This window comes from Curvibacter sp. CHRR-16, from assembly GCF_018474005.1.
Taxonomy (GTDB): Bacteria; Pseudomonadota; Gammaproteobacteria; order Burkholderiales; family Burkholderiaceae_C; genus Allorhodoferax.
In genome coordinates this window covers 446434-460630 of sequence record NZ_JAHCSH010000002.1, presented here as the reverse complement: position 1 = coordinate 460630, position 14197 = coordinate 446434, and the positions used below count along the sequence as shown (strand labels likewise).

The following is a 14197-nucleotide window of genomic DNA, read 5'->3' as shown; positions in this document are numbered from 1 at the left end:
GTGAGATGACTATGGAACACAAACCTCTTTTTGGCGATTTGATTGCCGCCCACGAAGGGCTGGCAGAAGAGCTCAAAGCCGTGGATGTGGCCGCCGATTTGACGCTGTTACTGCACCACGCAGGCAAGACTCGTGCTGACTTGGCTCGTGCTTTGGGCTGGAGCCGTGCGCGAGTGACGCAAGTTCTCTCCGGGCACGAAAATCTCACAGTCGAAACCATTGCCGCAGTGACCAAGGCCTTGGGCTATACCTTTGATGCTGTATTTCGCAAAGTGGGAGCCCCCGCAGCCTCTCAGCCTTGGGAGAGCCAAGCCACTTTGGCGTTGGATATGGTGGATGCTCCGGACTTGCAGGAATGGATGAGTCGCAAGACCATGAAGCCTATGTCTGGACTGTTCGCTGGCGCAATGGAGTTCGTGAACTTTGGCGTGCAATTGGTTTCATCCAATCACGATGAGATGTTTAAGGAGGAAGCCTGTGCAGCTTAGTCCTTTGCAATTGCTGGAGTACACCTTTGATGGCGTGTCTGTGATCCCTGTGGACGGGTATCAAGCAGATCCATCGTTTGCGCCTGGTTTGGTTTTTTTCCCCGGCAAGTTGGCGATGTCGGCTGATACTGGGTTGGCGCTACTGGATGAGAAGGAAAAGTACTCCGACTTCGGCGTGAAGCTCACTTTGCGTGTGGGCCCCAAGGAAGATGCGCAGGCACCCTACAACATCCAGATTTCCGTACGGGGCATTGTGCGCATGCACCTTACTCAAGCGGATCGGCAAACCGAAGAGCGTCGGGTTCGAGCTCTGGTTAATGGAGCATCACTGCTGTACGGGGCTGTTCGTGAAATGGTTAGTACAGTGACCAGCCGTTCGGCGCATGGGCCTTTATTGCTCCCTTCATTGAATTTTTCCGATCTGGCGAATCACAAACAAGAGGACGTAAGCCACCCCAGTTTGGCTTCTGCTATTCCCACTAAACGGAAACGCACATCCCGTGCGCTCTAAAGGTCAAGATTAATCGAAAGATTCCGTCCGTACCCAAAACCCAGTCGGGCAACCGACTGGGTTTTTCTTTTCATGCTTTCCCCACCTCCACCCCACAGTCATAAAACGTCGCGCCATTGCCTAGGTCGGTCACGGCTTGGCTGGTCAGGATGTTGATGTTGTGGCCCTCCAAGCTGTCTTTGTGCCACCAGATGCCTAGGCAGACCACCACGCCTGGGCGGGCGCGTTCGCTCACTTCGGCGCGCACGCGGTAGCTGCCGCGTTGGTTGAACACGTTCACCACATCGCCCGTTTGTATGCCACGTGCGGCGGCGTCGTGCGGGTGGATTTCCACCAGCGGTTCGCCTTCCGATTTGCGCAGGCTTTGCACGTTCACAAAGGTGGAGTTGAGGAAGTTGCGTGCAGGGGGGCTGATCATGCGCAGGGGGTACTGCGGCGACGTGCCGCCGCTAGCGCCCTCTGCATTGGCTGGGTGTGGCTCCTCGCGCAGCGGCAGGTAGTGGGGCAGGCCGTCGTTGCCCGGCCCCACCAGTGCGGGGCTGACAAACTGGCATTTGCCGCTGGGGGTAGGAAAGCCGCCTTGGGCAAACGGGGCTTCGGGCAGGTCCTGGTGCACAAAGCCGTGCTCCAGCAGTGCGTCAAAGTCCACCCGCCCATCGTAGGCCATGCGGCACAGGGCTTCGTCGCTGTCGGCAAAGCAGGGCTCGGTAAAGCCCATGGCGCGGGCCAGGCGGCGGAATATTTCGGTGTTGGGCAGCGCCTCGCCCACGGGGGCGATGCTGGGGCGGTTCAGCAGCACGTCGGTGTGGCCGTAGCTGGTGTGGATATCCCAGTGCTCCAGCTGCGTGGTGGCGGGCAGCAGGTAGTCGGCGTAGTCGGCCGTGTCGGTCTGGAAATGCTCCAGCACCACGGTAAACAGGTCTTCACGCGCAAAGCCTCGCTTCACGCGGGCCGAGTCTGGGGCCACGGCCACGGGGTTGGAGTTGTAGACCACCACGGCTTGCAGCGCAGGGCTGGGTGGGTTGGTGGACAGTGGGTCGAGCGCATCGCCAATGCACGACATATTGATGCTGCGCCGGGGTGTGGCAGGTGCCAGGTGCGCGCCCTCCAATGCCGGGTTGAGCGGCGGAGCAAAGCCCGAGCTGGACAGCAGCAGGCCACCCGCCCGGTGCCGCCAAGCGCCTATGAGCGCAGGCAGGCAGGCGATGGCGCGCACAGCGTTGCCGCCGCCGTGGGTGCGCTGCACGCCGTAGTTGACGCGGATAGCGGCGTGTTTTTCGGCGTGTCCTGTGCCCAGTGCTTGGGCACTGTGGCGGCAGGCACCATAGTCCGCAGCCAGTTGCACCACCTGCTCTGCGCGGATGCCACAGGTGGCTGCCACGCGCTCGGGCGTCCATTGCAGCGCATGGGTGCGCAGGGCGTCCCAGCCCTCGGTGTGGCGCTGCAGGTAGTCGTGGTCCAGCCAGTCGTTAACGATGAGCTGCTGCATCAGCCCCAGCGCCAGCGCGGCATCGGTGCCGGGCAGCAGGGCAATGTGCTCGTGGCATTTGTCGGCCGTTTCGGTGCGGCGTGGGTCTATGCACACCAGCTTGGCACCGTTGCGTTTGGCCTCCATCACGTAGCGCCAAAAGTGCAGGTTGCTGCCAATGGCGTTGCTGCCCCAGATGAGGATGAGCGACGACTCTGCAAAGTACGGCATGTGCATGCCCCAGCGCGAACCGTAGGTGAGGTTGAGCGCCTCGGCCCCGGCGGAGGCGCAGATGGTGGCCTCCAGCTGCGATGCCCCCAGCTTGTGGAAAAAGCGCGATGCCATGCTGCCACCCTGCACCCGGCCCATGGTGCCTGCGTAGTTGTAGGGCAGTATGGCCTGCGGCCCGGCGGGGGACGCGGCAATGGCCTGCAGGCGCTGGGCGATGTCATGAATGGCTTCTTCCCAGCTTACGCGCACAAACTGGCCTGCACCTTGACCGGGACCTTTCGGCCCTACGCGCTTTTGCGGGTACTGCAGGCGCTCTGGGTGGTAGGTGCGCTCGGTGTAGCGCGACACCTTGGTGCACAGCACGCCGCCTGTGGTGGGGTGGGCGGGGTTGCCTTGCACCTTGATGGCTTTGCCCCCTTGCACCGTCACCACCATGGAGCAGGTGTCGGGGCAGTCGTGCGGACAGGCTCCCAGCACGGTGTGTGTGCTGTCGCTAGCAGCGGTCACGGCAGTAGGGCTATCGGCGAGTTGGCTGGACGCGTGTGTCATGGTGACGATAATGAACGATGCAATACAGAGAGTGATCGGAGTTCGCATGCAACTAGAGCAATACCTGCAGCAGCGCATGGGTCAGTATGTGGGCTTGCGCCGCGACATCCATGCCCACCCCGAACTGAGTTTCAACGAACACCGAACCGCCAGTGTAGTGGCCCAAACGCTGCATAGCTGGGGCATAGAAACGCACACCGGCATCGCCAAGACGGGCGTGGTGGGCGTTATCCGCAAAGGCCAGCACAGCCAGCCCGGTGCGCGCAGCATCGGCCTGCGGGCCGATATGGATGCGCTGCCCATGCAAGAGATCAACACCTTTGACCACGCCAGCCGCCACCCCGGCAAGATGCACGGCTGCGGCCACGACGGCCACACCGCCATGCTGCTGGCCGCAGCCGACTACCTGCAGCACCATGCCGAGTTTGACGGCACCGTGGTGCTGCTGTTCCAGCCCGCCGAAGAGGGCGGCGGTGGCGCGCGCGAGATGGTGGCCGAAGGCGTGTTCGAGCGTTTTCCTGTAGATGCGGTGTTTGGCGTGCACAACTGGCCCGGCTTGGCCGAGGGCACCCTGGCCGCCAGTCCCGGCCCGGTTATGGCGTCGAGCAACGAGTTTCGCATCGTCATTCGCGGCAAAGGCGGGCACGCCGCCATGCCGCACAACGCCATAGACCCCGTGGTGGTGGCGTGCCAGTTGGTGCAGGGCTTTCAGACCATTGTCAGCCGCAATGTCAAACCCATCGATGCGGCGGTCATCTCGGTGACCATGATTCACGCGGGCGAGGCCACCAACGTCATCCCCAATAGCTGCGAGCTGCAGGGCACGGTGCGCACCTTTAGCTTGGAGGTGCTAGACCAAGTGGAGCAGCGCATGCGCGACATGACGCATGCATTGTGCAGCGCCTTTGGCGCGCAGGCGGACTTTGAGTTCCAGCGCAACTACCCGCCCACCATCAACGCTGCGGCCGAGACCGAGTTCGCCCGCCAAGTCATGCAGCGCGTGTTTGGCGAGAGCAAAGTAGTGCCCCAAGAACCCACCATGGGCGCGGAAGATTTTGCCTACATGCTGCTGGCCAAGCCCGGCTGCTACGCCTTCATTGGCAACGGCGACGGCGACCACCGCGCTATAGGCCACGGCGGCGGCCCCTGCATGCTGCACAACCCCAGCTACGACTTCAACGATGCGCTCTTACCCGTGGGCGCACGCTACTGGGTGGAGTTGGCCAAGGCGTGGTTGGCGCGGTAAGACGAATCTAGGTAGGTTCGTCACCCGGCGATGCAACTAGCATTACCATTTCGGTGCAATTACCCCACCTGGCATGATTTCGTAGGGATTGGCCCACCCGGGGATTTGCTGCAACCGCTGCAACCAAGTTCCAATGTGTGGGTAGAGAGCAGCTACGTCGTAGCCACTTTCTTCAATTGGATAAAACAAATATCCAGACAAAGACATATCGGCAATCGTTGGTTGATCGCCAACTAAGAACTCGCGCGAAGCCAAGTGCTGATTGACGATGCTAAATGCGCTGTCCATGCGACCTTTCAACCATGTCATAACAGCAGGATCGGGCGCAGTAGCGGCAAATGATTTCATGAACCGATAGGTTGCAAAGTAACTGGTGAACTTGTGGTTATCAAAAAGCAACCAGCGCAGAACATCAAGCCGCTCGTCTTCAGTCTTCCCATTAAATGCACCATGCTTCTGAGCCAAATAAGTCAGGATGGCGCCAGATTGCGTAATGCGTTTAGCTCTGTCATCCAAGACGGGCGCTTCTCCCATCTCATTCAAATCATCTCGCCATTGTGGCGTTCGGGTAATGCCGCTCATGAAGTCCACAAACTTAGCCTCCCACGGCTGCTGCAAGGCACACAACAAAAAGGCGACTTTGTAGGAGTTGCCAGATTGGCTAAAGCAATGAAGTTGGTACATATGATTTAGACTAAAAGATGGGTAAAGCCGTCACTTGGAGGCCAATAGCCACTTGCTCACGACCGCGCTAAGGAAGCAGCACAAGACTAAGCGCCACGATGACGTAAATTACGCTGGTTGATTTGTTCAGCATGGCTTTGTTGTCAAAAGCGGCGCGTGCTTTATGGGCTAGAAACATGTATCCGGCATAGATGGAGAGCGAGATAGCCAGTGCCGTCAAACTCAGAGCTATGGCTTGCGTCAGGTAGGGAAAATGGGGGCTGATAAAGCTTGGATAAGTCAATAGGCTAGCTAGCCATCCCTTGGGGTTTGTCAGGGATACCAGAAATGAGTCAACGAACATTTTTTTGGCACTGGCTTCACCAGCCTTAACGTCGTTGGTGCTGGGTTTGGCGAACCAAGTGCTGAGGGCAAGGTATGCGAGATAGAGCGCTCCTATCCACCGCAAATAAGTAAGTACCCACTGGTGCTCGTGAATGAGTAGGCCAACACCGGAAAGCACCACGGTCGCGTGAACAGCTGTTGCCAGCCCAAAACCAAGTGCCCCAGGCAATGTCGTTCTGATTCCATGCTTGAGTGCTTGCGCTACGGCAAATGCAACGTTCGGCCCAGGTACGGCTACAGCGGTCGTAAAAGCTACGAAAAACAAGAGCAGTAAATGAAAATCCATTTTGGTGCCTTGTGCGGTTATGGGCTAAGCAAAGACTTCATGATCAATCAACCCGTGCCGCAAAACGGCGGCTGGCGATTTGCAGCAAGCCGTCAAATATGAGGTTGTCCACCAGTTCGAAGGGGCGGGTCATGCTGGGGGCCATTTTCCAGCCTGCACCGCCTGTCATGTAGAGCGCGGGCACTTGGCCGCAGCGGGCTATGCAGTGCTGCACCATGCGCTCGACCGCTCCGGCTATGGCGTAAGTGCCGCCGCTGGTCAGCGCATCGCTGGTGTTGGTGGGAAAGAGGCGCACCTCGCCTGTGGGCACGTGCAGGCCTGCGGTGCCTGATTCGAGTGCGCGCAGCATGATGCCGTGCCCCGGCAGGATGAGGCCGCCCAGAAACATGCCGCCCGCATCAATCACTTCCACTGTGACGGCGGTGCCGACCATCACCAGCACGATGGGGCGTGGTTTGCCTTGCTCCAGCATGCGATGGTAGGCACCAATCATGGCCACCCAGCGGTCTGAGCCCAAGCGGGTGGGGTGGTCGTAGCCGTTTTTGAGACCCGCTTCGGCTTCGTTGGAAACGACCCATTGGGGGGCAACATCCCATGCTTCCATTTGGTCAACTACTCGGCGCTTGATGGCATCACCTGCCACCACACAGCCCAGTACGGCGTCGGGCTGGCGCAGTTGCGTCCAAGCGCCGCTACCCAAGCGGTCTATGTTTTCCAGAAATTCGGCCCCTTGTGCCAACAGGCGGGCTTGGGGGCTGGTTTGGTCAAACAGCGCCCATTTGAGGCGCGTATTGCCGACATCGATGGCGAGCAGCGTCATAGCAGCCTAGGCGATGCGGCGTGGTTTAGCGTTGCTGCCAAGGCAGGCCGTGAAAGCGCCAGCCGCCCAGCTTGCCGCGGTGGCCGTTGGCGTCTGCATCGCCCTCGAAACCTTGCAAGATGTTGTAGGCCTCGTAGCCCAGTTCGGTGGCGCGTTTGGCTGCCGCAACGGAGCGCACGCCACTGCGGCACAAGAAAACGATCTTGCGGCTCTTGTCCAAAGCCTGTACGTGGGCGTCAAAGTCGGCGTTGGCCGCCATGCCGGGCCATTGCTTCCAGGCAATGGCCACGGAACCGGGTACAAAACCCACCCATTCGCGCTCGGCATCGGTTCGCACGTCCACCAGCACGGCGGAGCCGCTCTGGAACCAGTCGCACGCTTGCTGGGGCGTTACATCGCCCGCATAACCCAGCGCAGAAGACACAGTGTTTGTCATAAGGCTCTAACGGATGTTGGAGCCTTGCACTGTAAATCAATTCAACAGGTAGTTATCGGCTTGGGTTTCGAAATCATCGGCTTCGATTTCGGCGTCGTACGCATCCACATCCGTTTTGGGTTTCACGGCGTAGGGAATCAGGGGCTTATCCAGCGGGCGCAGGGTGTGGCGGCGCAGGTTGCGCAGTTGCTGCGAACGCTCCATGTTTTGCAGCACCAGCTCAGGCTCCATCATGAGGCTGAAGGGATTGAAAGCGGTAGCAGTGGATTTCATGGCAGTTCTCCTTCCGTTTAGGCGGTATAGGAACTGTAGAAGTGCGGGTTGAAAACCAAAGTCAGCCACTGGCTAAACCGCTTGTAGGAAAAAGTCTTACAAGGGCGCGCAATGCGCGCCCTTGGCCCATCAGGCGGGCGTGGTCTCTGCTGTTGTGTGCAGGTGGCATGCACTGTGGGTGCGTGCCAGCACGGCTTGCAATGCGGGAACGCTCTCGGCACAGCGGGCGTGTGCCTGTGGGCAGCGCGTGCGGAACACGCATCCCGACGGCGGCGAGATGGGCGAGGGCAAATCGCCCTGCAGCAAGGTGATGGTTTTGTTGCGCTCGCGTACCGGGTCGGGGATGGGAATGGCGCTGAGCAGCGCTTGCGTGTACGGGTGCTGTGGGCTGGCGTACAAGTCTTGCTTGTGGGCCAGTTCCACCACGCGGCCTAAGTACATCACCATGATGCGGGTGCTGATGTGTTTGACCACCGCCAAGTCGTGCGCGATGAAGAGGAGGGCCAAGCCCATCTCTTGCTGCAGCTCCAGCAGCAGGTTGACGATTTGGGCTTGGATGGACACATCCAAAGCCGATACGGGTTCATCGCAAATGACCAGCTTGGGTCGCAAGATGAGCGCACGGGCAATGCCCACACGCTGGCATTGCCCGCCGGAGAACTCGTGGGGGTAGCGGTTGAGCAGGTGCGGGCTCAGGCCTACGCGCTGCATCATGTCTTGCACCCGTTGGGCGATGGCGGCTGCGCCCAATGCTTTCTCGTGGATGTGCAGTGGCTCGGCAATGATCTCGCCGATGGTCATGCGCGGATCGAGGCTGGCCAGTGGGTCTTGGAAGATCATTTGCACATCGCGGCGCAGGGCTTGCCAGGTAGCGGCACTGGCGCCATGCAGCTCTGTGCCTTGCCAGCGCACGCTGCCAGAGCTGATAGTGGCTAAGTTGGTCAATGCGCGGGCTAAGGTGGATTTGCCGCAGCCGGACTCACCCACAATGCCCAAGGTTTCCCCTGCGTGCAGGTCAAAAGACACGCCGTTGACGGCTTTGAGTGTGCGTTTGCGGGCCCAAGGCATTTGGCCTTTGGCGGCGGGCAGTGTGAATTGCACGTGCAGGTCTTGCACGCTCAGGATGGGGCGCGTATCAGTGTGCTGCATGGTGCAATTCCTCTAGGGCCAGGTGGCAGGTGCGCCAATGGCCTGCGGCCACGGTGCTGGTGCTGGCCAGTTGTTGGTGGCAAACGTCTTGTGCCCACTGGCAACGCGGCGCAAAAGGGCAGCCTTTGGGTGGGCGTGCCATGTTGGGTGGTATGCCCGCAATGGCTTGCAGCGTTTGCCCTGCATCGTCCAAGCGTGGGATGGCGTTGAGCAAGCCGCGCGTGTAGGGGTGGCTGGGGTTGGCAAAGAGTTGATCGGCACTGCCCTGTTCCATGACACGGCCGCCGTACATCACCAGTACCTGTTGGCACAAGCCCGCTACGACACCCAAGTCGTGGGTGATGAGGATGATGGCGGTGCCAAAGTCGCGCTGCAGTTCGCGCAGCAGGGTGATGATTTGGGCTTGCACCGTCACGTCCAGCGCGGTGGTCGGCTCGTCGGCCAGCAGCAGCTCGGGTTCGCACAGCAGGGCCATGGCAATCATCACGCGCTGGCGCATGCCGCCGGAGAATTCGTGCGGGTATAGGCCGATGCGCTGGGCTGCTTCGGGAATCTTCACGGCATCGAGCATGCGCACGGCTTGGGCGCGTGCGCTGCGGCGATCCATGCCTTTGTGCAGTTGCAGCACTTCGGTCATCTGGCGCTCAATCGTCAGATAGGGATTGAGCGATGTCATGGGGTCTTGGAAGATCATGGCAATGCGATTGCCGCGGATGCGGTTGAGCTCCACCACAGGCAGGCGCAGAAGGTCTTGCCCGTGGAACAGGGCTTGGCCGCTGGCGCGGCCATTGCTGGCTAGTAGCCCCATCATGGCCAACACGGTTTGGCTTTTGCCCGATCCGCTTTCACCCACAATGCCCAAAGTCTCCCCTTTGCCCAGCGCAAAGTTCAGGCCGTTGACGGCTTGCACGGCCCCATCGGGGGTGCTGAACTGCACGTGCAGGTCTTGGATGGAAAGAATCGTCATGGCTTACTTGTCCTTGGGGTCGAGGGCGTCGCGCAAGCCGTCGCCAATGTAGTTGAAGCAGTACAACGAGGCCGAGAGCATGCCGGCGGGAAAGAGCAGCATCCACGGCGATATTTCCATCACGGCAGTGCCGTCGTGGATGAGCACGCCCCAGCTGGTCATGGGCTCTTGGATGCCCAAGCCCAAGAACGACAACACCGACTCCACCAAAATGACGCTGGGAACGGTGATGGTGGTGTAGATGATCACGATGCCCAGCAAGTTGGGGATGATGTGCCGGGCAATGATGCGCCATGTGGGCACGCCAATGACGCGGGCCGCTTCGATGAATTCACGCGAGCGCAGGCTCAGTGTTTGGCCGCGCACGATGCGCGCCATATTCATCCACGAGAACGCGGTGATGGTGAGTACCACGAGGTAAAAGTCTCGTCCCAAGATGGTCACCAGCAAGATGGCTATCAGCAGGTAGGGGATGGCGTACATCATGTCCACAAAGCGCATCAAGAAGGCGTCGACTTTGCCGCCCATAAAACCCGCAGTAGCCCCCACCACAATGCCCACGGTACACGAGGACAAAGCGGCCAGTACGCCCACTACCAGCGAGATGCGCCCCCCAATGAGGGTGCGCACCAGCAGATCGCGCCCCGATTCATCGGTGCCAAACCAGTGAAAGTTGAGCAGTGTCGGGGGCAAGCTGGTGGCATTCCAATCGGTGGCGTCGTAGGCGTTTGGCAGCAGCAGGGGGCCAATAGCGCATGCCAAGGCGATGAAGGCCAGCAAAAATAAACTGATGACGGCTGCTTGGTTGCGCCGAAAGCGGCGTGCGGCGTCTGACCACAGGCTGCGACTGCTGATGTCCGCACCCGCTTGTTCGAGCGAGTGCTGCAGCGCTTGTTGTTTGGATGATGGGGTGAACAAAAAAGTCTCCAACCGTGCGTGTTAGTAACGAATCTTGGGGTCTAGCCATGCGTAGGCCAGATCGACCAAGAGGTTGAATGCCACGGTGATGACGGTGACCAGCACCACCAGCCCCAGCACCAAGGTGTAGTCGCGGTTGGCGGCTCCGTTGACGATGAGCTTGCCTATGCCGGGCAGTGAGAAAACCGATTCGGTCACGATGGCGGCGGTAATGCATTCAATGGCCAAGGGTCCAATGAGCGACACCACGGGCAACATCGCTGGCTTGAGCGCATGGCGCCACACCACCACGCGCAGTGGCAAACCCTTGGCGCGGGCTGTGCGAATGAAGTTGCTGCGCAGCACCTCCAGCATGCTGCCGCGCATCACGCGGGCAATGGTGGCCATGTTGATGAATACCAGCAGCAGCATGGGGAGCACGGCATAGCGGATTTCACCTGCGTTCCAGCCACCCGATGGAAACCAGTGCAAACCCATGGCGAAGACCAAAATCAGCACCGGCCCAATCACAAATGAAGGGAAGGCATTGCCTATGCTGGCCAGCAGCATGACGGTGTAGTCCAGCACACTGTTTTGGCGCAAAGCCGCCCACATGCCCAATGGCACCCCCAAAGCCACAGCCACCACGATGGACAAGCCGCCAATCGTGGCCGATACCGGCAGAGCTTTCAGAACCAGATCGTTCACGCTCCAGTCGGCATAGCGGAAAGACGCACCCAAATCGCCTTGCAGCAAGCTGCCCAAGTAGTACAGGTACTGCTTCCACAGTGGCAAATCGAGGTGGTATTTGGCCTGCAGGTTTTCCAGCACGGCAGCGGAGACTTTGCGCTCCGAATCAAATGGGCCGCCTGGCGTCATGTGCAATAGCAAGTAGCACACGGTGATCACGGCCAGCAGGGTGGGAATAGTCGCCAGTAAACGGCGCAATGCATACATCCACATAAGACGCTCCAAAGGAATAGCGCCACGCACCCTTTCGGGGCGTGACGCTGGTGCACATCAGTGCAGCTTAGTGCTTGATGATGTAGAGGTCTTTGGCGCGGAAGTGGTCTGTGCCGTTCTCGGTGGAGTAGCCCCCCACATAAGGTTTGACTAGCCGTGGAACGGTGTACTGCAACAGGGGCAGCATGGGATAGTCTTCCATCGCGATTTGGGCTGCTTGCGTGAGCAATTCGGTGCGTTTTTTCGCATCGGTGGTTTTATTGCCTTGCTCAATCAATGCATCGGCTTTTTTATTGCAACTCTTGTTGTCGTTCTGATCGGAATCGCACTGGATGAGCGTCAGGAAGTTGGTGGCGTCGTTGTAATCAGCCAGCCAGCCATTGCGGGCAATTTGGTATTCGGCATCGTGGCGTTTTTTCAGCAGAACTTTGAACTCCATGGCTTCTAGTTCTGTATCCAAACCCAGCTTGGTTTTCCACTCGGATGCCGCGAAGATGGCCATCTTCTTGTGGTAATCGTCGGTGTTGTAGGAGAACTTCAGCTTGGTGCCGCTTGGTACACCAGCTTCACTCAGTAGCTTCTTGGCTTCGGCTACGCGCTTGTCCATGGGCCATTTAACCCAGTCATAGGTGGTCACATTGGCACCTTTGAGGCCTTGCACGATCACGCTGTAGGCTGGTGGCTGCCCATCGGCCGTCACTTTTTGCGATAGCGTGTCGCGGTCGATCACCATGCTCAACGCTTTGCGCACGCGAACGTCTTTGAGCAGGGGATCCGTGTGGTTGAACGAGTAGTAGCGTAGTCCCAGTGTGGTGTTGTTGCGTATTTCTTTGGGGTATTGGGCCTTGTATTTCTCGTAGCTGCTGGCTGGCAGTTGGTAGACCCATTCGTTCTCACCCGACTCGTACAGTTTTACGTCAGCGGTGTGGTCTTCTACTGGCAAGAAGGTGACCTTGGTCAGTTGCACATTTTTGGCATCCCAGTAGTGGGGGTTTTTGGTTTCGATGATTTTGCTGTTCACAACCCACGTGTTGAGCGTGTAGGCACCATTACTGACCATATTGCCGGGCTTGGTCCAGTCTTTGCCAAACTTCTCGATGGTCGCTTTATGGGCCGGTGCCAGTTGGGTGTTGACTACCAGCTCAGGCAGAAAGCCCACTGGGAAGGCCGTTTTGAGCTCCAGCGTGTATTTGTCCAAGGCTTTCACGCCTAGTTCTGTGACGGGCTTTTTGCCTGCGACGATGTCAGCACCATTGACGAAAAAAACGCCATAAACCGATGCATAGGGCGAGGCGGTTTTAGGGTTCACAAAACGTTGAATGCCATAGACGAAATCATCGGCAGTGACGGGGTCTCCGTTGGACCATTTGGCGTCTTTGCGCAGTTTGAATACCCATGTGGTCTCATTCGTTTGCTTCCAACTTTCTGCAACGCCTGGAACCACTTTGTTGGATGCATCAGTGGCGGTCAGCCCTTCGAATAAATCGCGCGAAATTTCATTGGCGCCAACAGATTCGGCAATCGCAGGATCAAGGGATTCTGGCTCGGATCCCAAATTGCGCACCAGCTCTTGTTTGTCGTGCAGTTTGACGCCGGGGGGAATGGTGGCGGCCATGCTGGTGCATGCCAATCCAATAGCCAGAGTGATTGCCAACGCTTTGAAGGGGGATGTGTGTTGCATAGGTTTTCCTATTCAAAAATGTGATTTTTCTGAAGCAACAAATGTGCCCTTTGGGCGCTTTTTTCGGTAGCAGGGGTTAACACGCGGTGGCGGTGGGCTTGGCTTGCAACTGCCACCACAGTCCGGTGGTAAGTGCCAGTACCAGCATGCAACCTAATGCAGCAAATAAGAGCAGGCGGTGGACATTGCGTAGTTCTTGGCGTGCTTCGCCCATGGCTTCACCCATGAGTACGTTGCGCAGTGCCAAGATGGAGTTCATCTCGGGCACGTAACGGGCTGCAAACTCGGTGGTGTTTACCGGGTATTGACCGCTGTGTTTGCCAATTTCAATCAGCAACTCTACAAAAGGCATCGCAGAGTTGAAGTATTGGTTCACCATGGCATCGGTGGCTGCGCGGGTAGCAGGCCGCATGCTTTGGTCGCTCGCATCTTGGATGAGTTGATGGCGCAATTGCTCAATGCGCCCACACAAATGCTCCAGCGTGAATTGTTCGTCTTGCGTCAGGCGCTGGCGGGTTGTGAGTGCGGCTGTGAGTTGGGAACCCAGTTGCCCCGCTAGCTCGCGCAGCATGGCTGCTTGGCGAGCACCCATCAGTGCATTGGCAGCTTGGGGGAAGCGGATGGAGGCGTTTTTACTCAGCAGGGCTATGGCTGGATTGAGGTCGTCGATGACGCCAATCATCTCGTTCACGGCATGCCGTATCCACAGCGCTTCGCGTTCGGTGCGTGGCTTGTTTGCTTGGGCATCAACCAAGGCGCGGGCGCGCAGCAAATGCGCATAGGCTTTTTGGGCCGCTTGGCGCAGGGTTTGCGTTTCGTCGTCATGGTCTTCAATCGGTGCGGAGCGCTGGATATTGTCAAAAGCCGCATCCGTCATTTGACGAGCAGTTTGCAGGCGCAGTTGCTTTTCAGGGGCGGCAGGTACATCGTCGCCGAGCACGCCGTTGGCTGGGCCGCGTTCGCGTGTTGCCATTTCGCTGGCAATGAGCAGCACCTGCAGTTGCCGCATGGATTTCAAGCCATCTTCTGCCTGCCGGAGTCCATGCAATGCCACCACCACGGTGCTGGCAATCCATGCGGCGATGGTGAGGAACAAGGCACAACATGTGATGAGCAATAAGCGGCGGTTTGGCACGTTCGTGGATCCCTGTGAACTGTGGAGGA

15 protein-coding genes are annotated in these 14197 nt (G+C 58.8%); 3 read left to right on the top strand and 12 right to left on the bottom strand.

Translation table 11 applies throughout. The features are described from left to right. Positions 1-11: 11 nt before the first annotated feature. Entirely contained in the window at positions 12-488 is a 477-nt protein-coding gene (locus KIK84_RS05720) for a helix-turn-helix domain-containing protein (protein WP_214122073.1), read from the top strand. Further along, on the top strand, positions 478-999 hold the full coding sequence (locus KIK84_RS05715) for a protein-export chaperone SecB (protein ID WP_214122072.1): 522 nt from the start codon (positions 478-480) through the stop codon (positions 997-999). Before KIK84_RS05720 ends, KIK84_RS05715 begins: the two co-directional genes overlap by 11 nt. Before the next feature lie 70 nt (positions 1000-1069). On the opposite strand, the gene KIK84_RS05710 is transcribed toward KIK84_RS05715, so the two are convergent. Continuing rightward, entirely contained in the window at positions 1070-3247 is a 2178-nt protein-coding gene (locus KIK84_RS05710) for a molybdopterin-containing oxidoreductase family protein (RefSeq protein ID WP_214122071.1), read from the bottom strand. 46 nt (positions 3248-3293) lie between these two features. Here KIK84_RS05710 and KIK84_RS05705 point away from each other — a divergent pair, with 46 nt between their 5' ends. Next, positions 3294-4493, top strand: a complete 1200-nt coding sequence (locus KIK84_RS05705; protein ID WP_214122070.1) for a M20 aminoacylase family protein — start codon at positions 3294-3296, stop codon at positions 4491-4493. Between the two features lie 42 nt (positions 4494-4535). Here the strand turns inward: KIK84_RS05705 and KIK84_RS05700 are convergent, their stop codons facing one another. The 11 genes from KIK84_RS05700 to KIK84_RS05650 all read right to left on the bottom strand — a co-directional run bounded on the left by KIK84_RS05700 (position 4536) and on the right by KIK84_RS05650 (position 14129). Continuing rightward, positions 4536-5177 (bottom strand): glutathione S-transferase family protein, encoded by a 642-nt coding sequence (locus KIK84_RS05700; RefSeq protein ID WP_214122069.1) that lies wholly within the window; start codon positions 5175-5177, stop codon positions 4536-4538. Between the two features lie 67 nt (positions 5178-5244). Then, a complete protein-coding gene (locus KIK84_RS05695; RefSeq protein WP_214122068.1) occupies positions 5245-5847 on the bottom strand; it encodes a LysE family translocator in 603 nt (200 codons plus the stop codon). Between the two features lie 43 nt (positions 5848-5890). After that, positions 5891-6667, bottom strand: a complete 777-nt coding sequence (locus tag KIK84_RS05690) for a type III pantothenate kinase (protein WP_214122067.1) — start codon at positions 6665-6667, stop codon at positions 5891-5893. 25 nt (positions 6668-6692) lie between these two features. Continuing rightward, positions 6693-7103, bottom strand: coding sequence for a rhodanese-like domain-containing protein (locus KIK84_RS05685; RefSeq protein WP_214122066.1), 411 nt, complete (start codon positions 7101-7103; stop codon positions 6693-6695). A gap of 36 nt (positions 7104-7139) precedes the next feature. After that, on the bottom strand, positions 7140-7376 hold the full coding sequence (locus tag KIK84_RS05680; RefSeq protein ID WP_214122065.1) for a hypothetical protein: 237 nt from the start codon (positions 7374-7376) through the stop codon (positions 7140-7142). Between the two features lie 129 nt (positions 7377-7505). After that, positions 7506-8525, bottom strand: a complete 1020-nt coding sequence (locus KIK84_RS05675; RefSeq protein WP_214122064.1) for a dipeptide ABC transporter ATP-binding protein — start codon at positions 8523-8525, stop codon at positions 7506-7508. Continuing rightward, positions 8512-9492, bottom strand: a complete 981-nt coding sequence (locus KIK84_RS05670) for an oligopeptide/dipeptide ABC transporter ATP-binding protein (protein ID WP_214122063.1) — start codon at positions 9490-9492, stop codon at positions 8512-8514. Before KIK84_RS05670 ends, KIK84_RS05675 begins: the two co-directional genes overlap by 14 nt. 3 nt (positions 9493-9495) lie before the next feature. Next, positions 9496-10380, bottom strand: coding sequence for an ABC transporter permease (locus tag KIK84_RS05665; RefSeq protein ID WP_250207816.1), 885 nt, complete (start codon positions 10378-10380; stop codon positions 9496-9498). Between the two features lie 51 nt (positions 10381-10431). Further along, positions 10432-11352 carry an oligopeptide ABC transporter permease OppB gene (gene oppB, locus KIK84_RS05660; RefSeq protein WP_214122061.1) on the bottom strand — a complete coding sequence of 307 codons (921 nt, stop codon included), beginning with the start codon at positions 11350-11352 and terminating at the stop codon, positions 10432-10434. A 67-nt stretch (positions 11353-11419) separates the two neighbouring features. Further along, entirely contained in the window at positions 11420-13033 is a 1614-nt protein-coding gene (locus KIK84_RS05655) for a peptide ABC transporter substrate-binding protein (RefSeq protein ID WP_214122060.1), read from the bottom strand. A 76-nt stretch (positions 13034-13109) separates the two neighbouring features. Beyond that, a complete protein-coding gene (locus KIK84_RS05650) occupies positions 13110-14129 on the bottom strand; it encodes a hypothetical protein (protein WP_214122059.1) in 1020 nt (339 codons plus the stop codon). Positions 14130-14197 lie beyond the last annotated feature (68 nt).

What these genes read in the sequence shown, in the direction of transcription:
- KIK84_RS05720 (WP_214122073.1), top strand. Translation starts at nt 12, where the DNA reads ATGGAACACAAACCTCTTTTTGGCGATTTGATTGCCGCCCACGAAGGG.
- KIK84_RS05710 (WP_214122071.1), bottom strand. Translation starts at nt 3,247, where the DNA reads ATGACACACGCGTCCAGCCAACTCGCCGATAGCCCTACTGCCGTGACC.
- KIK84_RS05705 (WP_214122070.1), top strand. Translation starts at nt 3,294, where the DNA reads ATGCAACTAGAGCAATACCTGCAGCAGCGCATGGGTCAGTATGTGGGC.
- KIK84_RS05700 (WP_214122069.1), bottom strand. Translation starts at nt 5,177, where the DNA reads ATGTACCAACTTCATTGCTTTAGCCAATCTGGCAACTCCTACAAAGTC.
- KIK84_RS05695 (WP_214122068.1), bottom strand. Translation starts at nt 5,847, where the DNA reads ATGGATTTTCATTTACTGCTCTTGTTTTTCGTAGCTTTTACGACCGCT.
- KIK84_RS05690 (WP_214122067.1), bottom strand. Translation starts at nt 6,667, where the DNA reads ATGACGCTGCTCGCCATCGATGTCGGCAATACGCGCCTCAAATGGGCG.
- KIK84_RS05685 (WP_214122066.1), bottom strand. Translation starts at nt 7,103, where the DNA reads ATGACAAACACTGTGTCTTCTGCGCTGGGTTATGCGGGCGATGTAACG.
- KIK84_RS05680 (WP_214122065.1), bottom strand. Translation starts at nt 7,376, where the DNA reads ATGAAATCCACTGCTACCGCTTTCAATCCCTTCAGCCTCATGATGGAG.
- KIK84_RS05675 (WP_214122064.1), bottom strand. Translation starts at nt 8,525, where the DNA reads ATGCAGCACACTGATACGCGCCCCATCCTGAGCGTGCAAGACCTGCAC.
- KIK84_RS05670 (WP_214122063.1), bottom strand. Translation starts at nt 9,492, where the DNA reads ATGACGATTCTTTCCATCCAAGACCTGCACGTGCAGTTCAGCACCCCC.
- oppB (WP_214122061.1), bottom strand. Translation starts at nt 11,352, where the DNA reads ATGTGGATGTATGCATTGCGCCGTTTACTGGCGACTATTCCCACCCTG.
- KIK84_RS05655 (WP_214122060.1), bottom strand. Translation starts at nt 13,033, where the DNA reads ATGCAACACACATCCCCCTTCAAAGCGTTGGCAATCACTCTGGCTATT.